21 protein-coding genes and 2 pseudogenes are annotated in these 22821 nt (G+C 35.9%); 4 read left to right on the forward strand and 19 right to left on the reverse strand.

From position 1 onward, the window contains the following. Positions 1-179: 179 nt before the first annotated feature. On the reverse strand, positions 180-455 hold the full coding sequence (locus H8S01_RS12935; protein ID WP_186837451.1) for a hypothetical protein: 276 nt from the start codon (positions 453-455) through the stop codon (positions 180-182). A 496-nt stretch (positions 456-951) separates the two neighbouring features. Between H8S01_RS12935 and H8S01_RS14545 the strand changes: the two genes are divergently transcribed. The 3 genes and pseudogenes from H8S01_RS14545 to H8S01_RS12950 all read left to right on the forward strand — a co-directional run bounded on the left by H8S01_RS14545 (position 952) and on the right by H8S01_RS12950 (position 3494). Then, positions 952-1473: a hypothetical protein gene (locus H8S01_RS14545; protein WP_420323507.1), complete on the forward strand. Its 522-nt coding sequence runs from the start codon at positions 952-954 to the stop codon at positions 1471-1473. Between the two features lie 99 nt (positions 1474-1572). After that, positions 1573-2691 (forward strand): annotated as a pseudogene (locus H8S01_RS12945) (DDE-type integrase/transposase/recombinase); the annotation flags it as partial. Further along, the gene (locus H8S01_RS12950) at positions 2691-3494 is read left to right on the forward strand and encodes an ExeA family protein (protein ID WP_186837453.1); all 804 of its coding nucleotides are present in this window, start codon (positions 2691-2693) and stop codon (positions 3492-3494) included. The pseudogene H8S01_RS12945 and the gene H8S01_RS12950, both read left to right, overlap by 1 nt. A gap of 150 nt (positions 3495-3644) precedes the next feature. On the opposite strand, the pseudogene H8S01_RS12955 reads toward H8S01_RS12950, so the two are convergent. From H8S01_RS12955 to H8S01_RS13015, 13 genes and pseudogenes are all read right to left on the reverse strand, one after another. Then, a pseudogene (locus tag H8S01_RS12955) lies at positions 3645-4111 on the reverse strand (recombinase family protein); the annotation flags it as partial. A 1-nt stretch (position 4112) separates the two neighbouring features. Beyond that, the gene (locus H8S01_RS12960) at positions 4113-4970 is read right to left on the reverse strand and encodes a KilA-N domain-containing protein (RefSeq protein ID WP_186837454.1); all 858 of its coding nucleotides are present in this window, start codon (positions 4968-4970) and stop codon (positions 4113-4115) included. Positions 4971-4972: 2 nt separating this feature from the next. Beyond that, positions 4973-5338: a helix-turn-helix domain-containing protein gene (locus H8S01_RS12965; protein WP_186837455.1), complete on the reverse strand. Its 366-nt coding sequence runs from the start codon at positions 5336-5338 to the stop codon at positions 4973-4975. A gap of 534 nt (positions 5339-5872) precedes the next feature. Next, positions 5873-6529, reverse strand: a complete 657-nt coding sequence (locus H8S01_RS12970; RefSeq protein ID WP_186837456.1) for a YkgJ family cysteine cluster protein — start codon at positions 6527-6529, stop codon at positions 5873-5875. 22 nt (positions 6530-6551) lie between these two features. Continuing rightward, positions 6552-6719 carry a hypothetical protein gene (locus H8S01_RS12975; protein WP_186837457.1) on the reverse strand — a complete coding sequence of 56 codons (168 nt, stop codon included), beginning with the start codon at positions 6717-6719 and terminating at the stop codon, positions 6552-6554. Then, positions 6701-8089 (reverse strand): 23S rRNA (uracil(1939)-C(5))-methyltransferase RlmD, encoded by a 1389-nt coding sequence (rlmD, locus tag H8S01_RS12980; protein WP_186837458.1) that lies wholly within the window; start codon positions 8087-8089, stop codon positions 6701-6703. The genes H8S01_RS12975 and rlmD overlap by 19 nt, the downstream gene beginning before the upstream one ends. 173 nt (positions 8090-8262) lie before the next feature. Next, positions 8263-8529 (reverse strand): DUF4366 domain-containing protein, encoded by a 267-nt coding sequence (locus tag H8S01_RS12985; RefSeq protein WP_243204398.1) that lies wholly within the window; start codon positions 8527-8529, stop codon positions 8263-8265. 84 nt (positions 8530-8613) lie between these two features. Beyond that, complete coding sequence (locus H8S01_RS12990; RefSeq protein ID WP_186837460.1) at positions 8614-11259, reverse strand: ATP-dependent helicase; 2646 nt, start codon at positions 11257-11259, stop codon at positions 8614-8616. A gap of 91 nt (positions 11260-11350) precedes the next feature. Beyond that, positions 11351-12331 carry an SPFH domain-containing protein gene (locus H8S01_RS12995; protein WP_186837461.1) on the reverse strand — a complete coding sequence of 327 codons (981 nt, stop codon included), beginning with the start codon at positions 12329-12331 and terminating at the stop codon, positions 11351-11353. Between the two features lie 26 nt (positions 12332-12357). Beyond that, positions 12358-13041, reverse strand: a complete 684-nt coding sequence (locus H8S01_RS13000; protein ID WP_021866663.1) for a PspA/IM30 family protein — start codon at positions 13039-13041, stop codon at positions 12358-12360. A 124-nt stretch (positions 13042-13165) separates the two neighbouring features. After that, the gene (locus H8S01_RS13005; RefSeq protein ID WP_021866662.1) at positions 13166-14005 is read right to left on the reverse strand and encodes a hypothetical protein; all 840 of its coding nucleotides are present in this window, start codon (positions 14003-14005) and stop codon (positions 13166-13168) included. Further along, entirely contained in the window at positions 13999-14697 is a 699-nt protein-coding gene (locus H8S01_RS13010; RefSeq protein WP_021866661.1) for an ABC transporter ATP-binding protein, read from the reverse strand. The genes H8S01_RS13005 and H8S01_RS13010 overlap by 7 nt, the downstream gene beginning before the upstream one ends. A 47-nt stretch (positions 14698-14744) precedes the next feature. Further along, positions 14745-15113, reverse strand: a complete 369-nt coding sequence (locus tag H8S01_RS13015) for a GntR family transcriptional regulator (RefSeq protein ID WP_186837462.1) — start codon at positions 15111-15113, stop codon at positions 14745-14747. A 185-nt stretch (positions 15114-15298) separates the two neighbouring features. Here H8S01_RS13015 and H8S01_RS13020 point away from each other — a divergent pair, with 185 nt between their 5' ends. Beyond that, positions 15299-15934, forward strand: coding sequence for a DUF1836 domain-containing protein (locus H8S01_RS13020; protein ID WP_021866659.1), 636 nt, complete (start codon positions 15299-15301; stop codon positions 15932-15934). Positions 15935-16052: 118 nt separating this feature from the next. Here the strand turns inward: H8S01_RS13020 and H8S01_RS13025 are convergent, their stop codons facing one another. From H8S01_RS13025 to H8S01_RS13045, 5 genes are all read right to left on the reverse strand, one after another. Then, positions 16053-16358 carry a YerC/YecD family TrpR-related protein gene (locus H8S01_RS13025; RefSeq protein WP_186837463.1) on the reverse strand — a complete coding sequence of 102 codons (306 nt, stop codon included), beginning with the start codon at positions 16356-16358 and terminating at the stop codon, positions 16053-16055. A 102-nt stretch (positions 16359-16460) separates the two neighbouring features. Next, positions 16461-18974 (reverse strand): ABC transporter ATP-binding protein/permease, encoded by a 2514-nt coding sequence (locus tag H8S01_RS13030; protein WP_186837464.1) that lies wholly within the window; start codon positions 18972-18974, stop codon positions 16461-16463. Positions 18975-19007: 33 nt separating this feature from the next. Next, positions 19008-20483: an ATP-binding protein gene (locus H8S01_RS13035; protein WP_021866656.1), complete on the reverse strand. Its 1476-nt coding sequence runs from the start codon at positions 20481-20483 to the stop codon at positions 19008-19010. Between the two features lies 1 nt (position 20484). Next, entirely contained in the window at positions 20485-21822 is a 1338-nt protein-coding gene (locus H8S01_RS13040; RefSeq protein WP_186837465.1) for a VWA-like domain-containing protein, read from the reverse strand. 88 nt (positions 21823-21910) lie between these two features. Next, complete coding sequence (locus tag H8S01_RS13045) at positions 21911-22780, reverse strand: leucine-rich repeat domain-containing protein (protein WP_186837466.1); 870 nt, start codon at positions 22778-22780, stop codon at positions 21911-21913. Positions 22781-22821 lie beyond the last annotated feature (41 nt).

Consider the following 22821-nt stretch of genomic DNA (forward strand, 5'->3'; position numbering starts at 1 on the left):
CTTTCTTTATTATCCCACAAACCGCAGAAAATCAAGGTTTCTTTGAAAGCAGACAAACGGTTTCAATATTCCCCTTGAGTTTTATTTTATACTACATAGCGAAAATACTTCTACCTTGTCAAAAGTGGGGTAAAGAATTTACCACTGTAAAATTGGCAACACCACTTACTTATGTATCTTTACTTAATCTGTAGCAGCAATGGTAATAATGCAATCCCTACATCTACACCTTTATCAGCTATCCACTTAACAATGCCTTTTGCATTCTCCCACTTTTTTGATTTACGATCTGAAGATTTAACAATTTTCTCTAACTCATTTATCTTATTCAAAATTTCTTCTATTTCGCCATCTGGCAATGCCGACATATTTTCAATTTCTTTTCTAACATCACTAAAGGAAATATTGATATCAACTTTGTTTTCATTTGTATTTGTTATCTGTACCATTGGCATACTTTGTGGAATTGCCTCCTTTAAAGAAGGATACCCCAAAGCTTTGAACGATAGCAATTTATTATATACTTGTTTAAGATTATGGAATAGCGATTCTCCCGAAACATCATCATAAAATGCATATGCTTGAATATAGTCATATAACCCATCGCTAAGTTTTGGTACATACGGATGATACTTTGCAGTTACATCTTTATATAACTGCAGCTTTGCTGATTCTGGTGTTTCATTATTAGCAGAATCTGCAATAGACTTTCTCAGAGATTCTGTTATTCATCAAATTACCTACTCTCGATTACGCAAAAATCATTCAAATTAAAAGAAGGTACAGACCAAATTATTCTGATGTATTATACGTCAGATTGTTTTAGCCTGTACCTTCTGTTATTATAGCCTAGTCACCCATAAATAAAGGAAGCAGGAACCAGCCCCTACCACAGTTCGGTTTCCTGCCTCAACCATCAGTTATGAGCATGCTCACAACTTCAGCAAAGTTATGATAACAATATTAGTAGAAGAAAACAATACTTTAACACCAAATTTTTATAATTCATTGATAAATAATCTCCAGTTTCACCGCCTTACCTGTCCATGCGGTCATTCCGGATGTCTGTCTGTACACGGCTATTATCATCGCTATATCAAGACCTGTTCAGGCAGAGTATGCTTTCGTATCTGCCGCGTTAAATGTGAATGCTGCGGACATACACATGCCATACTTTTATCTTCCATGATTCCTTATTCCCAGATTTCCCTGGAAAATCATATTTCCATTATTCATAATTACGAACAGCATCAGTCCCAGGAACCGGTTATGAACAGCTGCCCTTCCATTGATGAAAGCTGTATTCATGCCATCATCAGAAAATATCTTCTTTGCTGGAAACAGAAACTGCTTAGCGAAAGAATCTCCTTTACAGATGTTCCGGCATTTGTCTTCTCCTGTTTTTCGCACTTTAACAGGCAGTTTATGCAGATTAAAAATATACCAAATATTCTTTTTCTTAATACCACATAACTTTACACGACCTTTCTTTCGTTTCTTCTTATACTTAAGAAAAAACATAGGAGGACCCACAAATGGATCAGGAAAAGAAACAGGCAATTGCACTTATGCGTTATTCATCCGGATGGCTCCATTAAACACTATGCTCCGGCCACTTTCGAAAGATGGTACCGCAATTATAAGAATTCGGGTTTTGATTCCCTTATACCTTCAGGAAGGGAAGACCAGGGCATACCACGTAAGCTTGATTATGAACTTCAGGAACAGATTAAATATCTCAAAACCAACTATCCACACATGTCTGCTTCTGCTATCTACAGACAGCTTCACGAAAACGGAAGCATCAAAAAAGGGGATGTATCTGAATCCACGGTTAACAGATATATTAATCTCCTGGCTCTTAAGCTCAAAACAACCAGCAATCAGGATATGCGCCGCTATGAAAGACCTCACATAAATGAAGTATGGTGTGGTGATTCAAGTGTTGGTCCTTATCTGAAAACTCCTGATGGTAAAAAACATAAGGTTTATATCATTGCACTTATAGATGATGCAAGCAGATTTATTGTTGGTATTGATGTGTTTTTTAATGATAACTTTGTAAATCTTATGTCTGTCATTAAATCTGCTGTTGCAAAATATGGCCGTCCTAAGATTTTTAACTTTGATAACGGTTCCAGCTATAAAAACAAACAGATGGAACTGCTGGCTGCCCGTATTGGCTCTGTTATTCATTATGACCAGCCTTATACTCCAACCCAGAAAGCCAAAATCGAGAGATGGTTCCGCACCATGAAGGACCAGTGGATGTCTTCTCTTGATATCAGGGATTTTCATTCCCTTGATGAACTTCGTGGTAACCTTTTAGCTTATGTCCAGAAGTATAATCAGTCTGTCCATTCTTCACTGAAAGGATTATCACCTCAGGACAGATTTTTTTCTGAACCTGACCATATAAGGTGCTTATCAGACGAAGAAATAGAAAAAGATTTTCTTCTTGAAATTGAACGCCGTGTATCTTCCGATAGTGTTATTGTAATTGACCAGATAGAATACGAGGTTGACTGCAGGTTTGCAAAGCAACGTATTAAACTGAGATATTCTCCTGATTTTGAAGATATATTTATTATGGAATCTGATGGCACTCTGACGCCAATCAGACTTCTTAACAAAACTGAAAATGCATTTATCAAACGTGAAAAAATACATTTATGCAGAGGTGAAGAATAATGGACTATTTTACAAGATATGGTCTGGAATTCAATCCGTTTATAAAGAATTCCAAAGAAATCCCTGTTAATACATCTGAATACAAAGAAACTTTATTCAGACTGGATTATCTTGCAAAAACCAAAGGATTTGGCATACTTACAGGAAGTGCAGGCAGAGGTAAAACAACAGCCATAAGAAACTGGGCTTCAACTCTGAATCCCTCACTTTATAAGGTTGTTTATTCTTCATTATCAACCCTTACGCCTAATGATTTCTACAGAAATCTGGTAAAAGAACTCGGTAATGAGCCTGCTTTTAAAAAACCTGATAACTTCCGTATTATTCAGGAAGAAATCACCCGACTGTCCATTGAAAAGAGAAAGACGCCTGTAATCATCATTGACGAAGCCAATTACATTAACAATGCCATCTTAAATGATTTAAAAATACTTTTTAATTTTGAGATGGATTCCAGAGATCGTGCCGCCATTTTACTTGCCGGGCTTCCAAAACTTAACTCAACTCTCCAGTTACAGATTCATGAACCATTAAAGCAGCGTATTGTTATGAATTATAATCTCGATGGACTTTCAAAAGATGAAGGAAAAGCCTACATATATGAGAAGCTCAAAGGTGCAGGCTGTAATCAGACCATCTTTGAGGAAGCTGCTATTGAAGCTATACTTAATGCCGCTGATGGCACACCCAGATTAATTAATAAATACTGTAATGCAGCCATACTCATAGGTGATACACACAAAGTAAATCTCATCACAACTGACATTGTTATGCAGGCAATCAACGATTGCGAACTGGGTTAATCACGAAATTCCTCATTCACTTTATTTGAATGGGGAATTTTTTATATGCATAATCCATTGCAAACAATGTGCAGATATATCTAAAAGCTATACTTTTTTTACTTTATTTAATGTGAAAGATGAAGCATCATTTAATGTGCTAAACAACACTTTATGCATCCTTCTTTCCATTGTCTGAACACGAATGTTCTCACGTTCAATCTCTGCCACTGCTGACAGAACAGATATCATAAGCTTTCCGGCATCTTTGGATGAATCTATTCCATCCTCTACACAAATCAGGTTCACTCCAAAATCCTGCATTACTTGTAATGTTGCAAGTACATCTGCCGCATTTCTGCCGCATTTCTTCCAAATCTAGAAAGTTTAAATACAAGCACATAAGATACTCCATCTTTTCCTGACTTAATATCCCCCATCATCTGATTAAATGAAACTCTTCCCTCTATTGATTTGCCGGATTTTCCAGCATCCTCATACTCACCGGCAATTTCATATTCATTATAGTCGCAGAACGCTTTCATTTTTGTTTTCTGTGCATCCAAAGAATAGCCGTCTATCTGCATGGTTGTGGAAACACGGGTGTATAAATATACTTTGATTTTTTCTTTCTTCAATTTATGTATCACCTCCAGGAAGTGCAGAAACCACTGATAAATTGATACTGGCTAATGTATCCATCTGTCTGATTGCCAAATTTCTAAGCAATATAAGTCTTTCCGATTGAGGTTTCCCCTGCTCAATTAAAATTGCATTATAGCTCTCCATATTTGCCAATACCAACAACTGATTTAAATTTGCGTCATCACGCACATTCCCTTTTTTACCCGGATTATTATTTTTCCATTGCTTGGCAGTCTGACCAAATAAAGCTACATTTAAAAGATCTGCTTCACTGGCATATGTATAAGCAATCTGCTCCGGTGTCAGCTCTGGTGGAATCAAATTTTCCTTCACCGCATCCGTGTGAATACGGTAGTTCACCTTTGATAAAGCTCTGTTCAAGTTCCAGTCCAATGAAAGGCGACTGTTTTCATCTTGTTTTAACCTGCGGTAATCTTTCATAATATACAGTTGAAATTCCGGAGAAATCCATGTAGCAAATGCCATTGCAATATCGCTATGTGCATAAGTTCCTCCGCCATATCTGCCTGCTTTTGACACTATTCCAATAGCATTGGTCTGTTCAATCCATTTGGTTGGCGTCATAACAAACCTGTTTAATCCCGCCTCACTTCTAACCGCCTCGAATTGCATACGGTTAAAATCTGGATTATGAAGTTCTTCCCAAACAGCCAAAAACTCAACTGTATTTCTGTTTCGCATCCAGTTCTGAATGACAAATCTGGGATCATTATCATTTCTATATTTCGCAATATCTGTCAACGAAATATATTCATTTTCAAAATCTTTCGTGTAAATTCCAATATCAATTCCTTTTGCGTGAATAATTTCCCTAACTATTTTATTCGCCATCTCTATTCCTCCACCATATTCTCCATCTGTTCCAACTTCTGCAAAGCTTTCATATACGCCATGAGTCTTTTATATTGCTCATCTCCAAGGCTGTGAATCTGCTTTAAAATCTTAATATCCGACCTGGTTACTTCATAATTTGCATGTTCATCTTTATATTCAGGATCAATTCCATTTCCTGTCAAAAGCTGTTCGGGAGTAATCTCCAATGCATCACATATAGACAACAGGCAGTCCGCTTTGGGATTTGTCTTTTTCTTCTTCCAGTCACTAATATTACTTGTTGCAATCCCGGTCCTTTTTGAAAGTTCCAACTGGGTCATGTTCTTCTTTTCCATCATATAAAAAATTCTTTCACTGATAATCATCTTTCCCTCCATCAGCATTTCATCTATCCGTATTTTCATTTTTCAATTCCGTATTTACGGTTATAATATCATGCGACAACTTTTCTTTCAACAGATATTTTTGTATTTCTGAACTTTATTATATTCTTCTCTTTATATAGCTCCGTGTACAACTGTCTTATTCTTTCCCTACGAAGATAAAAATCCGGATCAGGCAAATTATCCAAACAATCGATATGCTAATAGTTCCCCCTTTTAATCACATATCATTATAAATCCATAATGTCATAAGTATCATATATGTATGAACTTGTAAATCGCTCCTTTTGCGACTTGTCTAGGTCATGCAGATTGTCCGTATATATAGGTGGGTGCGGTTACAATCTCGCTTTTCATTTCAAGAAATATCGTGTAACTACTTCTCAAAATTTTATATATTTTTTCCTCTATACAGGCGATTTTCATGGCTTTTCACTCTTAAAAGCATTAAAAAAGCACTTTCAGCTTTTTATAGCCAAAAGTGCAATTTATATACCTGCAAACTATCTATTCAAGTTACCATTCCATCATTTCTTTTATTGCAAAAGGTAATACATACAATCCATTACGAGGTGGTCTTGCCGTTAAAATTCTCTCGAATACCCTATGCTCCCAATCACCATATTTTATAGTGGACTCTACATCGTAATCTTTTTCACAATCCGCCTTATCACCATAATTTCTATATGACCAACATAACGATGGTCTTACTTTGTAAATCGAACAGCTATTTTCTTCATCTAAAAAAACACACGGCATTTTTAATTTAAAATACTTGTCTTGAATAACCTCTTCCTTTCTTGTAGTATTTATTACTTTATTGGTAATATTATTTTCCTCCAATATATGACATTGTTCTAAGACTTTCCTTTTCAGCTTTTCTCTTTCATCTTTAGAAAGGTTTTCTATGTAAGGCTTTATTGCCAAACATTCCGACATAGATAATGCAATTAACTGTCTACAGCATGCCGAGCAACCTTTCTCACATGTGCATTTAACTTCAAATTCCTCTTCAATCAAATCAATTTGTTTTTCTACCTCTTCTATTTCTTTTGAAAGCCATTTTGAAAGTTTTAAAGGATTAGGTCTTTTAGGTATTTCCTGTTCAAATTTATAATCTTTTGCAGTCATACCCGACTTGAAAATAAGCCTATCTACAATCTCTTTTTCCATAATTATCTCTCCTCCTTGTATCTTATATAATTTTATTTCTTGACATGTCTACCACTACCAGTTCTATTCCGACACTCACAGGAATTTCTCTTTTTAACTCCTTTTCCAGTACATTTTCTGCATTTGGTGTAAATACAAAATGGTCGAAAAACTGCGTAAAATCAAGAATTTCTAGATATCTGTGCGACATAGCGACACGGCAACCTCCACATGATACGTTCCTGGAAACATGTCCACACAGCACCCACGCTCTACCTCGTAGCCGTAGGCCTGCAGCATCTCTAGGTCACGAGCGAGTGATGTCGGTTTACATGAAATATAGACCATGTGGTCAACACCATAGTCGATAATTTTCTTTAACGCCTTAGGGTGGATTCCGTCACGCGGAGGGTCAAGCACGATTAAGTCAGGACGTTCATTTATGTTATCAAGAGCCTTTAAGACATCTTCAGCGATGAATTCACAATTTGAAAGTCCGTTAAGTCTGGCATTTTCACGGGCGGCATCGACGGCCTCGGCAACAATTTCCACACCGATTACCTTCTTTGCCACAGGTGCAAGAATCTGGGCAATTGTACCTGTACCGCTGTAAAGGTCAAATACAATCTTATCTTTTGTCGTTCCGACATATTCCCTTGCCTTTGAATAAAGAACTTCTGCCCCGAGCGAGTTCGTCTGGAAAAATGAAAATGCAGAAATATTAAATGTAAGTCCTAGCAGCTCTTCCTGAATATAATCCTGTCCGAAAAGTATCTCTGTACGCTCATTTTTTACAACATCAGCAATACTGTCGTTATAAGTATGCAAAAGCCCGACAAATGTTCCGTCAAGCTGAAGATTTCGTAATTTTTCAGTGATTTCAGACATATCAAAATCAAGCTGGGTTGTTGTTACTATATCAACAAGAATCTGACCTGTTTTTACTGCTTTTCTCACAAGAAGATGTCTTAAATATCCCTCATGTGTCATCTTATGAAAATATGGCAGATTTTTCTCTTTAAAATAGCTGCATACACAATCAAGTATTCTGCTGAAATCGTTATCCACAATTTTACAACCGTTTACTGTGACAATATCATATGTACTGTTTCTTTTATGAAGTCCGAGTGCAAGTTCACCGCCTTTTACTTCATCGCCAAAAGTAAATTCCATCTTATTACGGTAGCTTTCATTAACGGGACTTCCGATTATTCCTTCAAATTCAAAATCACCTTTTACAGCTTCGTCAAGTATGCTTTTCACCTGACTTTCTTTCATCTTTAACTGCTCGCTATACTCCATGCTCTGATATACACAACCGCCACATTTTCCAAAATATTTACAGACTTTTCCCTCTTCATAACACTTTTTTTCAAGAGGTGAATTTTCGAGAACTTCAAGCAGTCTTCCTTCACATTTGTCTTTGCGTTTTTTGTTAACTGCAAATCTTACTTTCTGTCCCGGCACTGCATTTTTAACTATAACTCTTGTCTTCATGCCATCCTCATCAACCCACACATACCCTTTATTAGGAAAATCAATTTTCTCTACATATCCTTCACAAATATCGCCTTTTCTCACATATGCTCCTTCCAAGCCTGACAGCTTTAATCTCTATTTTCTCACGACCTGCATAATCCAACATTCTCAGCTTCTACAGGTACAAAATTTATCCGCTTCATACGTAAAATATGCCACCAGCCGAACAGACGCACGACCGGTGGCAACATTATACTTCCAATTGAATATGATAATTACTTATCTTCTTCTTCAAAGTCATCCTCGAAATCATCTTCAAAATCGTCATCATAATCATCATCAAAATCATCAAGATAATCTGGTGTAAAATATCTGTATACACCATATGCAATTGCTGCTATAGCAGCTACGGCACCGATTACTGCAAGAACAATAAGCACCCATTTACAGCACTTATTTTTTTCTTCCTCTTCTTCCTTCTTGTGGAGAAGTTCACCAAGCTTGCTGGCTGCAATTAATTCTTCAATCTTATCTTTATTCATAATATATGCCCCTTTCATTTATTTCTTCAATTTCATCATTTCAATTTTTTATAAAATCATTGTATCATAAAAAAAACGATTTTACTACTGTTTTTTTAATCGTGCAAAGCCTGCAAGCATCTTTTTTATGCCATACTCCTGAAACTCCACAGTTACCATGTAGTCTCTTGTTGCCGCATCGATTGAAAGCACTTTTCCTTTGCCGAATTTCACATGTGAGACCATGTCTCCCACATTATAACCAAGTCGTGACGAAAGACCTGAAGATGTCTGTCCTTGTGGTTGTGCACCAACACCCGTTTTTGCACTCGGATTATCAACATTTTTTGATATGTTTGAAACAGTTTTCCCTGACTTTTTCAAATCGAATATATCCATAGGAAATTCTTTACCAAAGCCTACTTTTTTATTCGTCGATGCAGAAGAAACATTTTTTACGGCATCACGCTGTACACCCGTAAAAGTTCTTCCCGCACTACTATAACCTGTTGATGTACTTCCGTAATTTGTAACATTTCCTCGTTTTGCATATCCTGTTTTTCCCGAAATACTCACACGGTTTGTATTATAGCTTGAATATGAAGTTGTATTGCCGCTTCCATATCTGCTTAATGCGTCTTTTGCACTCGCACGGAAATTAAATTTCGATGACTCTCCGGGCTCTGTCTCACCGCCAAAAGCAATCTTTGACTTATTATAACCTGTTGCCTGATTTTCAATATTTAAAAGTTCCTTTGGAATTTCATTGACAAAACGTGATACTTTATTCATCTGTGTTTCACCATGAACCATACGCTGTTTTGCACTACTTATGTTCAGTTCTTTCTGTGCACGCGTAATTCCCACATAACAAAGACGGCGTTCTTCTTCTACATCCGTCGGGTCATCGGATACGATTGTCATATAGCTCGGAAAAAGTCCATCCTCAAGTCCTGTCATGTATACAATAGGAAATTCCAAACCTTTTGCACTGTGGAGCGTCATAAGCATCACCTGATTGCCTGACTGGTCAAGATTATCAATATCAGCAATAAGTGCAACTTCAGACAAAAATCCGCTCAATGTAGGCTTAAAATGTTCATTGTCAGCAACCTGAACATCCTCTCTGCCACCTGCAACAGATGTCGGTTCCAAAGTATTATTTACTGAATCATCAAAATCATTTTGTGCATCTCCCACCTCGTAACTTACAATTTTATTGATAAATTCATCAATATTTTCCTGTCTGTTTTCTACTTCTTCTTTTGTTTCACTCTCAGACAGATATTCTATATATCCTGTGTCTCTTACAACCGACTCAGTAAGTTCCTGTATTGACATATATTCCTGTTTTGCCTTAAATCCCAGAATAAGTGTCACAAAATTTTCTATCTTATTAAGAGAGCGTCCGATGTCAGGAATCTGCGAAGCATTACACAAAGCATCCCAGAATGTACATCCGTTATAATCTGCAAAATTCTGTATACGTTCGAGTGTTGTTGCACCGATTCCACGCTTTGGGACATTAATAATACGATGTACTGCCTGTGCATCCATTCCATTATCAATTGTTTTAAGATATGCAAGTATATCCTTAATCTCTTTTCGCTGATAGAAATTAACACCACCATATATCCTGTACGGAACATTTCTTACAATAAGACGTTCCTCGAGAAGTCTTGACTGTGCATTTGTTCTGTAAAGGATAGCTATATCATTATAGTTCCATCCATCTCTTACCTTTGCACAGATTCCATTTACAACGCCTTCCGCTTCTTTATATGCATCTTCATAAAGACAGAAATTAATCTTTTCGCCTTCATTATTAGCTGTCCAGAGCGTCTTGTCTTTTCTACCAAGATTATTTTTAATAACACTGTTTGCCGCTTCAAGAATAGTCTTAGTTGAACGGTAATTCTGCTCAAGCTTTATTACTTTTGCAGAATCAAATGTATTTTCAAAATTAAGAATATTCTGGATATTGGCACCTCTGAACTTATATATTGACTGGTCATCATCACCGACAACACAGAGATTTCCATATTTTCCGGCAAGCATACTCACAAATTTAAACTGCACTGTATTTGTATCCTGATACTCATCCACCATGATATAGCGGAATCTTTCCTGATATGCAAACAAAATGTCGTCATTTTGTTTAAAAAGCTCGACAGTTTTAAATATCAAATCATCAAAATCAAGTGCATTATTCGTTTTGAGCGTTTTCTGGTATTCACGATAAACACCGGCGATTCTTTTTGCATTATAATCGTTGCCTGCATTTATCTCCATCTCATCAGGAGTGACAAGCTCGTCCTTTGCCCTTGAAATCGCACTCATGATTGTGCGTTCTTTAAGCATTTTTGTGTCAATGTTAAGTTTTTTGCACGCTTCTTTTATAACACTTTTCTGGTCATCCGTATCATATATTGTAAAATTAGTATCATAACCCAGACGGTCTATGTATCTTCTAAGAATTCTTACACATGTCGAATGAAATGTACTTACCCACACCTGGCTTCCGAGCGGTGTTATCTTTTCCACACGCTCTTTCATCTCAGCTGCAGCTTTATTTGTAAATGTAATTGCAAGTATATTATATGGTGCAACATCGCAGTCCTCAATAAGATAGGCAATCCTGTGCGTAAGCACGCGTGTTTTGCCGCTTCCGGCACCAGCTATTATAAGAAGCGGTCCTTCAGTTCTCTTGACTGCTCTTTTTTGCATATCATTTAAACCGTCTAAATTCATCTTACTTCTCCATATATTAAAAGTCAAAATAACTGCCACGAAGTCACGGAGTTCATCCTATGCAACGCGGCAGTTTTATAATTAATATAAATTAACCGATAAGTTTTTTACCACAGTTCGGGCAGAACTTGGCACCATTTACAGGTGTTCCGCACTCAGGACAGAACTTTGGTCCGTTACCTGTCTGTGCTGTTCCCGCCTGAGGCATGCCAGAAGCTGTATTAGCCTGATTCATATTATTCATCATCTGCTGACCGATTGCCATTCCCATCTGCATGCTCATCATATCACCCGCAATATTAGAACGTCCACCACCTTTTTCAAGTGAATCAGCCATAGCCATCTGTGAATACTTATTCATATCACCAACCATAGACTGTGAAGCAGCTTTAGTCTGCATCTTCTGAATCTCTTCAGGATATGAAAAGCTTGAAATCATGAAATCTGTTATTGTCAGACCAAGCTTACAAATCTGCATATCAAGGTCTTCCTTAATACCATTAGCTATCTCATATGCATTAGCCTGAAGATTGAACATATCTTTGCCTTCTTTACTTATCCACTTCATAAGAAGCTGATCAAGAACAGCAACTACACGTTCCTTAACATCATCAACTTTATAAATCTGCTTTACACCGGCAATCTTATCAATAAGTGCTACATAATCATCTACCTTGAATGTAAATGTTCCGAAAGCTCTTATAGGCATACCACCCGGTGTTGCTGCTGACTGTGTTGGTATTGATATAGGATTCTTAGTTCCCCATTTAACTGTGAATTCCTTAGTATTTACAAAAAGAACTTCCGCTCTCATTCCACTGTTAAATCCAAACTTAAATCCCTTTAATGTAGAAAGGAATGGTATGATATCTGATTCAATATCAAAACTTCCTTCTTCTTTAAATATTCCTTCTATAACGCCATTATACATAAAAATGGCATCCTGACCCGGTCTTATGATTAAGCGGCTTCCCTTTTTAATCTCGCGGTTAGTCCATTTCCAAAAAATAATGTCATCTCTGTACTCTTCCCACTCAACGACGTTGGCCAGCTGTTTACCAAATAAACCCATTATTTTACTCCTTTAACTTATAAAAATTATAAGCCCATCTTAGCCTTTAAAGCTGCAAGTTCATCATCAACAGCAGCATTATTTGGTGCTTCATCGTACTTTGCTGCAAGATTATCAATATTGGTATCTTCCTGTGAAGAATTGAGTTCTGCCATTGCATTAGCCTCATCAAGCATCTTGTTTGCCTTTGCTTCCATTCTTGTAAATGCTTCCATGCTGTTATTAGCACCTGTTACGCTTGTGCCAACTTTATTAATTCTCTCTTGAGCTTTTGCGGCCTTAACTGTAGCTTTAATTGCTGCTCTTCTTGCCTCAAGATTATCAATATCTTTTACAAGCTTATCATGCATCTGGCGCATCTTTGATGCATTATCTGCTGCCACATTGTATGCCTGCTGAAGTGCTGTCTGAGTTGTAACAAGCTGCTGCTTCTTCTCAAGAAAACTTCTTGCATCAGCTTCATTGCCTGCTGTAAGTGCCTTCTCAGCATATGACTGCATCTTATTAATCTGCTCTGTACACTCGTCAAGTTCTCTCTTTGCTCTTGTCTCTTCTGCCATAACAGAAGCAGTTTCAGCCTTTACCTTGCCAAGATCGCTCTCTAAATTTCTCATGTACTGATCAATCATCTTTTCAGGATCCTCACACTTATCAAGAAGTGCATTGATATTAGATGCCATAATGTCCTTAAATCTTGTTAAAATACCCATAAAATCCTCCTCTGCAAAAGCCCCACATTTACACAATGGATTTTGCTAAAAATATTTTTTATCATCGGCATTTTGCCGTGCTATGAGATAATTATATAATATATGTACTTAATTGTCACGCTATTTATTCAAGATTTAATTTTCTGTCCAAAATATAAATACTTATAAAATTATATACTATTATTAAAATCACAGATATTATGCCTGCCATTATAAAAGTGCCCTTTACAAAATCAATTGTTGCGGCATCTGACTGCGGCATCTGCATAACCTCCATAAAATTACCTCCATACATAATAATACAGAGAATTACAAGTCCTATAAGCGAAAGAATCTGTCCGACAAAATAAAGAATTATATACCACACAAAAGCCATAATTCCTTTACTTGAATATGACAGGCTTCCCAGGTCAAGGCATACATAAAATGTGCTCAATGCCGAAATTATCGAAATAATAATATATAACACTGTAATTGCAACAACAGTCCCTGTTATACCTGATATAACCATCCCTGTTGCAGTTCCGTCTGTCTCTGCCGACATGAACATTTTAAGTTTTTTTATCCATGAATATTTTAAATCACCTGTGATAAATCCTATTGACAGCATCAAAACAATGAAATCTGCAGCAAACCATATTATTGAAGCAATCATTTTACTAAAATGAAGGCTGGCTGCAGATACAGGAAGTGTGTGCATGAGATAACCTTCATCCTTTAAAAGATTATTCCTGTATCTTAATATTGACATTACAAGTGTAATAATAAACATCACAATAAGTGCAATAACAGCTCCTGCAACAGCAAATCTGTAAATTGTTGAAAACACAGGATTGCCACCCATAGCTGTATTTATCTTATATGCACCAAATGTAACAATACTTAAAATCATAACAACAATATATATACCGGCATACATAAACCCTTGACTTTTCATCTCATATTTTATAAGTTTACCTAACATGCGAATACCTCCCTGAATAACGAATCAATACTCATATTTTTTTCTTCCCTGATAACATCAACATCCTTATGAAAAACTATTTCTCCATTTTTTATAAAAACAACATCATCCAGAACTTTCTCAACATCACTTATAAGATGCGTTGTAATAATAACACTTGCATTTTCGTTATAATTTGTAAGAATAGTCTTTAAAATATAATCTCTTGCCGCCGGGTCAACGCCACCCATAGGCTCATCTAAAAGATACACCTCTGCTTCCCTGCTCATAACAAGAACAAGCTGCACTTTCTCCCTTGTTCCTTTTGAAAGCTGTTTAATTTTTGAATTCTTTGAAATATTAAGGCTTTCAAGCATCTGTTCAGCCCTGTCTCTTCTGAAATCTTCATAAAAATCCTCAAAAAAGTTAATTGTATCTTTTACTCTCATATTTGGTGAAAAATATGTACGTTCCGGAAGGTATGAAACAATCTTTTTGGTCTCAATTCCTATACTCTTTCCGCTTATTGTCACTTCACCATCATTTTTATTTAAAATACCGGCAAGTATTTTTATAAGAGTTGTCTTTCCACTTCCATTCGGTCCAAGAATTCCTATTATTCTTCCTCTTTCGAGTGACAAATCAAGTTCTTTTATAACCGGAATTTTTCCATAACTTTTTTTAAGTCCCTTACATTCTACTAATACATCCATAAAAATCTCCTTATTTCCCTGTAAGATTTAACATCCTGTTCGTTATCTTATTTACTGCCTGATATATAATCTGCAAGAATCTTTACTACTTCATCTTTTTCATAACCAAGGCTTTTCATATTTTCAATAAAGGCGTCCGCATATTGTTTTGTAAGTTCTTTTTGAAGCTGCTGCGACTTATCAGCCTGTTTGCTCACATAACGTCCGGAAGTTCTTATTGAGTAAAGATAACCTTCATTTTCAAGCTGTGACAGTGCTTTCTGCATTGTATTCGGATTAACTCCGGCTGTTACTGCCAGCTCCCTGACAGCCGGAAGTTTCTCATCTGCCTGAAGTTCACCAGTTGCAATACACTTTTTTATCTGTTCAATTATCTGTAGATAAATAGGTGTATTCTCATCAAAGTTCCATTCCAAATAATCACCTCTTATTTTGTATTATTGTATTACTCATATAGTACAATAATACAGTTTTATTTTTTTGTCAATAAGATTTTTATATAACATTTTTTACTTTTGGATGTATATGCCTCTTGTCATATGGTTTTTAATACTATATAATAGAGTACAGACATAAACTTTAAGAAGAAACGAGGGTTACTATGGCTAACGATAACAAAGAGCTTGTATCATCAATGCTTCGCAAGATGACAAAGCTTAATTATATAAAGCCGGGCGATGTTCCCGGCATCAATCTTTACATGGATCAGGTTACAACTTTTATGGATGAACATTTAAGTGACAGTAAACGCCATGAAGATGACAAGATTCTTACTAAGACAATGATTAATAATTATACAAAAAACAATCTTCTTCCGCCTCCCGTCAAAAAAAAGTATTCAAGGGATCATCTTTATATTCTTGCTTTTATTTACTACCTGAAAAATCTTCTTTCAATAAGCGATATACAAAAGCTTATTAATCCGCTTACTGAAAATTGTTTTGATACAGACAAAACACCTGATATGGAAGATATATACAGAGAAGTATTTAACTTATGCAAATCACAAGCCGCAGCTCTCTCAAGAGATACACTTGAAAAAGCACGCATTGCCGGCAAGTCATTTGAATATGTTGAAGATGAAGAACAGCGTGATTTCCTTGAGTTATTCAGTCTTATATCACTTTTAAGTTTTGATGTTTATATGAAAAAAAATATGATTGAAACACTTATTGATGATTACTCTTCAAAGCATATCAAAGACAATAAATCTAATGAAAAAGATAATAAGAAATAAATATTTTTATCAGAATTTTATATTATAAAATCCCGGATGATTGTGACGAGTCCATATACTAAATTATGGAAAATCATTTTATACAATCATCCGGGATTTTTATTTACACAATTATCATTTATTCTTCTGTTTCTTCCAGCATATTGAGTCTTTTAAATACTCGGTCATATCCATCGTTGCCATAATTAAGTGAACGATTTACCCTGCTTATTGTTGCAGTTGATGCTCCTGTCTTTTCTGCTATATCAAGATATGTCTTATGTTCCCTTAACATCTTTGCAACTTCAAATCTCTGAGCCAATGAGAGTAATTCATTGATTGTGCATACATCTTCAAAGAAATCAAAACACTCATCCTTATTTTCAAGACTGAGAACAGCCTCGAAAAGCTGCTCAACCGCCGGAGTTTTTAATTTACTGTTCATACACCTACCCCATTTCTGCGACTTTAACACAAAAGCCTTTTTAAATAACCATTTAATATTTTAACACAGTAAAGTTTGAAAGTAAATAGCCTGTAAATCATATTATTCTGTTCTTAATGCAACAACCGGATCTTTCTTTGCCGCCATCTTAGCCGGAATAAGTCCTGCTATTGTTGTAAGCAGCATGCTTATAATAACAAGAATCACTGCACCTGCAACAGGAAGCTGTGCCACATTAGAAATATCTGTTACATTTTTTATAACAGCATTAGCCGGTATACACAAAATCAATGTTATTATTATACCCATCGCCCCTGATACAAAACCTTCAATAAGAGTTTCTGCATTAAATACTCTTGATACATCCTTCTTTGATGCACCTATACTTCTTAAAACACCAATTTCTTTTGTTCTCTCTAGAACTGAAATGTATGTTATAATTCCAATCATTATTGATGAAACCACAAGGGAAATCGCTACAAATGCAATTAAAACCGAAGAAATTGCTGTAATAATAGTACTTACAGATGACATAAGGATTCCTACATAATCAGTATAATTTATTGTATCCTCATCTCTTCCATCAGCTGTTACTTCGTCATTATAATTCTTAATAAAATCCTGAAGTTTTTCTTTTGAATCAAAATCTTTAGCATATATATCAATCTCTGAAGGGTTGTCTTCACTTGCTATGCCAAGTAATGATTTGTTATTTTCAAGTGTTGAAATTGATGTCTTATCATTATCAAATGACATTCCTGTAAATACATCTTTTTCAGGGTCTGCGAGCTGCTGTTTTACAATCTGTGTTTCATTTACTTTTTCAATTATATGAGGCATTAAATCCTTTGTATATGCAACACCACTGCTTACTGAAACACTTGCCGCGTCAGGATTTTTTCTTATAATTCCTGCAATCTTAACCTCTTCAGCATTATTCACAACTGTTGTCATATATTCATCATCATGTGATGCATCTTCCCATATTCCAAATGTGTCATTATATCTGTACAAATCTGTAGGAAGAACAAGTTTGAACTTCTTGTCAAGGACTTCATCATATGTATACTGTGTTTCTTCTGTCTCATATGAATTTCCAGCCATAACATTCTTAAAAATTTTCTTTACTTCGGCCGGATCCTTAAATCCAAGTGAATACAATGTATAGTCATCTATCTCATTATTTTCATCTACCACAAGCATAACTTCGTTGTAATTATCTGCCCAGCTTCCGGCTATAAGATCATACTGTTCATCAAGCATCTGTCTGTTATCAAAAAGACGTGACCATACACTTGTATTCTGCATGCCCGCTGACATCATGCCGTCACCTGATACAGACATTCCATACATATTTTCCATAACAGAACTTGGATTAAGCTGTGTAACACCATCTGATGTATCAGTTGAATAAATGTATAACGGAACATCATAACTATATTGTATATCACTTATATAACCATCAACATCACTCTTATGATTTTCAAGATATGACTTAAATGCTTTAAGATTATTGCTGTTTACCTCAGCAACCATACTGTTTACCATATCAGTCATAATGTTATTACTGTAAATCTTATCCTTGTCATGATCAACATTTTTATCTTTATTACCCATCATATTCTCAATCATGCTGCTGACATCGACACTTTCTTTCTGAAGCTGTATAGGATAACTTGAAAGTGTATCTCTCTGCACGCGGTCAATATAATTCTGAATACCATTGGATATTGACAAGATAAGTGCAATACCTATAATTCCGATACTTCCAGCAAAAGCAGTAAGGATTGTCCTTGTCTTTTTTGTCATAAGATTATTAAGACTAAGGCTTAACGCTGTAAAAAATGACATAGATGTCTTCTTTTTCTTTGTTTTACCAGACTTTTTATCAGTTAAAGAATCCTCATCTGTCTTCGTTGCAATATTATCGTCTTCACCATTATATGGATTACTGTCATCCGTTATTGTTCCATCAAGAAGTCTTATTATTCTTGTTGAATACTGTGTTGCAAGTTCCGGATTGTGCGTTACCATTATTATAAGCCTGTCTTTTGAAATCTCTTTTAGCAAATCCATTATCTGGATACTTGTCTGTGTATCAAGTGCTCCTGTAGGTTCATCTGCAAGAAGTATATCCGGGTCATTGACAAGTGCTCTCGCTATTGCAACTCTCTGCATCTGTCCACCTGACATCTGATTCGGTTTCTTATGAATCTGCTCCTTGAGACCTACTTTTTCAAGTGCTTCTGTTGCACGCTGTCTTCTCTCGGCTTTTGACACACCAGACAATGTAAGTGCAAGTTCAACATTTGACAAAACTGTCTGATGCGGAATAAGATTATAGCTTTGGAATACGAATCCAATAGAATTATTTCTGTATGCATCCCAATCCCTGTCTTTAAAATCTTTTGTCGATCTGCCATTAATCTTCAAATCACCGCTTGTGTACTTATCAAGTCCTCCTATTATATTAAGAAGAGTGGTCTTTCCACATCCTGATTGGCCCAATATTGAAACAAATTCACTGTCACGGAACTTCAAATCTATCCCTTTAAGAGCTTCAACCGATGTCGTCCCCGTAACATAAGTTTTTCTTATTCCATTTAACTCAAGCATAACATTTCCTTTCCCGAAGCAATGTATTTTTGCCTATATCTCGTCCAAAAGCTGCTGTCTTGCATTATCTCTTAACATATTCTTATTGTAATAATAAAATTTATCACAACCATTCTCCTGTATAAATGATATACTGTAAAATCCTGCTGCCAGCTCAGTCACAAACAGAACCATCTCCGGTCCATGTCCAAACGCTTTCTCGGCAAAATCAAAAGCATTGTTTAATTCTAACATAATCTGTTGTGATAATGCCTCACGTTTATCTGAAAGTTTCATAAATTCTGATGAAATTATTGTAAACACATCTGTATGTTCACTGACACCTGCATTTTTTACTGCCAGTTCATAATCACCAATTTCACGTATTACAGCCGCATTAACAGCCTGTGCATCTTCATCCCACAGGCCTTTTTCTTTATCACGCAGATATGTGTTTCTCATATCTTTAACAACATCCGAAAATACAAGTGCTTCATTTTTCTGAAAAAACTTTAATTCATCGAAAAGTTTCTGTGCCGTCATTGTCATTCTGTAATACTTTTTAAATTCAGCATTTAATGCTCCCAGGACAAGACTCACTACACTTATTCTCTCATCAAATGGTGCTTTTGCCAGACGAGTATACACACTCTGTGCTGTATTTGCCAAAAGAATATCTTTGACATTGTAAGATTTTTCATATTTGTAATACAATGCAAGATAATTGGCAAAATCCATAGCAGTATCTTCATCCTGAAGATACTGTGAAATCACCTGCTCATCCACAGAAATTCCAAGCTTTTCATATGCCTTTATTATATCAGACAGATCTTCCCATCCTCTGGCTGTGACAAAACGCTTGCCTTCAACCGTAGTTTCTATCTTATAAAAGTTCTCCTGTCTTGCATCAAGATAAGAAAGAACTGCTGCATGTATGCCTTTTTTTCGTGCATAATTCTTCCAAATATCATAATCCGGCGTAACTTCTATATACTTGACACGGTCAAGTGTAACAACGTCAAAATCCCTGACTGAACGGTTATATTCCGGTGGATTCCCCGCTGCAACAATTATCCATCCATCCGGAACTTTCGTATTTCCAAACATCTTTGCCTGAAGAAACTGAAGCATAACAGGTGCAAGTGTCTCAGATACACAATTTATCTCATCTATAAATAAAATACCTTCTTTTATTCCTGTCTTCTCAATCTTATCATGCACAGATGCAATAATCTCACTCATTGTATATGATGTAACTGAATATTCATTTCCATCATATACCTTTTTATCAATAAAAGGCAGACCCATCGCACTCTGTCTCGTGTGATGTGTCATAGTATATGCAGCAAGTGATATACCACATTCTCTTGCTGCCTGATCCATTATTGCAGTCTTACCAATTCCCGGAGGCCCGATAAGCAGTACCGGTCTTTGATGCACAGACGGAATAAGCGGATTCCCATCCTCATCTTTTGCAAGATATGCTTTTACTGTATTCTTTATTTCTTCCTTTGCTCTTTCAATATTCATGTTATTCCTCAACTTTCCATTCAACTCTTATTGCCCAGCCCGGCACAATTCTGTCTGCATCATACATTTCAGGAAAAACAAATGCAACATCATATGGTGGCTTATGTTCAGGATAAATTCCATATCCGTCCGTAAAATAAAGCACACCTTTAAGACTTTTGAGTTCTCCCATCTGTCTTAATTTTTCTATATAATTAAATGCCGGCCGGAAATCTGTTCCTCCAAAACCTTTTACAGCAAAATTATCCTTGAAACTTTCTGCCTGTTTCAAATCATTTATAACAATATCTTCCTGAACCTGATTATCACACTGTATAATATGCAGTCTTATTTTTTCAAAAAACAAATCTGATTCTGTAAGAATTCCCAAAGTCTCATTAATAAACTTCTGGACAAGCGTAAATGCACATGACCCTGATGTATCTATCACTATAACAAAATCCTTAATCCTGCTCTCTTCCCTGTATTCAAGTTCTTCTATAAGAGGCATATTACCATACACAGTCATTCCGTAATTATAAAATCCATAATCAAATGAATCCATATCCACATGCATACTTTCTCTTGTCACAGCAGATTTTCTCAAAAAATCACGATAAGATATTTCCTTGTGATTAACTGCTTTGAGCATCTTTAAAAGATTGCCTTTTGTATCTCCTCTGCCCGAATCAAATGTCATTGCCGACTGCATCTTCTTTGCAGCATTCTCCCACTTTTCTTCCTGCTTATTATTATCTTCATCTGAGCTTGTGTTATCTTTATCGCTCTGGTCTGCATGCCAATATGCATGGTCGTCAACTTCAAACTCCCCTGATGCAATCCACATCTGTGCCTGATTATTCATCTGCGTCTTTAATATATAAAATATATTAGCTGCACTAAGCACACGGCTTTTAGCAAGAATCTCCTTATATATCTGCTGCCGCTTTGTATTCTCCGGCTTTATAACACAGCTTAATTCAATTCCATCAACAAGATATTCTGCACATATGTCACATGACAGATTCCAAAGCTGTATATCGTCTTCGTCTTTATACTTTTCTGCGTCATATATATGCCTGAACAGACAGTGCATTATCATATGTAAATACGCCCTGTTGACATCTGTCGGATTCTTTTTGTAATTTTCTATAAGAAGAACAGGATTATAATAAAGGAATCTGCCGTCTGTCGCCACAAACCTGATACGCCTGTCCGCCTTATACCCAAGCATATTCAATGCAAGAAACATATAACGCATTCCAAGAAAAAGTTCCTGTTTTGCCATATCAAGAACCTTTATTCCCGTCTTTTCCCAATCTCTTTCTTCTTTGTTCTTAGTATTAATATTGTCTTCCACTTATCTTTCCTTAACTATAATAATAAAGTTGCCACTTTGTTTGTTGATAATATCAATATATCACTTTTAATATCATTTTGCATTGGATTCAAAATTCAAACTTTCTGTGAGAAGGTGCAAAATGCTGTTTCTGATATGCAAGAAGCTGCCCCAGCCCCTCCATATGAGAATTTTCTCTTGCAGTATCTATACATGACATACATGATTCACGGTCAAGTATTTCCATGGAAAATATAAGGTTTAAACCGTCATAATCTTCATTTTTCACCATATCATTCACTATCTCAATAATATTTTTATTAAGATAATCTTTATACTGCCGTTTTGCATCTTCAGATAATTTATATGGATACTTCAACCTGTAACATGCAATCTTATACGATGCATCTTTAACATCAATATACATTCCTGCCTGAAATAATCTGTCATACTGCATATAATTAACATCAGTACCGTCGACACATTCCCTGTACTGTATCCCTGAACCTTCCGTAATCTGATTAACAATTCTTGCCGGCGTATTTTCTTCATAATTATAAAGATAATATGGAAATACCAGCACGGCATCATCATCGTCGTAATGTATAGTCACCTTAACTTCATTATTTACTTCCGACAAAACACCTTTTAAACACTTGGTGTTCAGACCTGTTCCGATTATATTTATGTCATGAAGCCTGTAACAGTTTTTAAATGCACCATCACCAATATCCGTAACGGTATCATAAAGTGTTATTGATGCAAGATTCCTGCAATTGTAAAATGCATGTGCACCAATCGAAACGACTGTCTCCGGCAGTGTTATTTCAACAATTTCCCTATGCTCACTAAACGCAAATGCCCCAACTGAAACTATCTTCTTATTATCTATTTTTTCCGAAATTGTAATTTTTTCTTCTTCTCCTGAATATTGTTTTAAAACAGCTTCGTCCATATTCAAATCATCAAGTTCGTACATATCATTCCTCATATATTGTTTATTTTGTTAATAATAACACT

Origin of the sequence: Lachnospira hominis (ex Liu et al. 2021), assembly GCF_014287955.1 — a bacterium.
GTDB lineage: Bacteria > Bacillota > Clostridia > Lachnospirales > Lachnospiraceae > Lachnospira > Lachnospira hominis.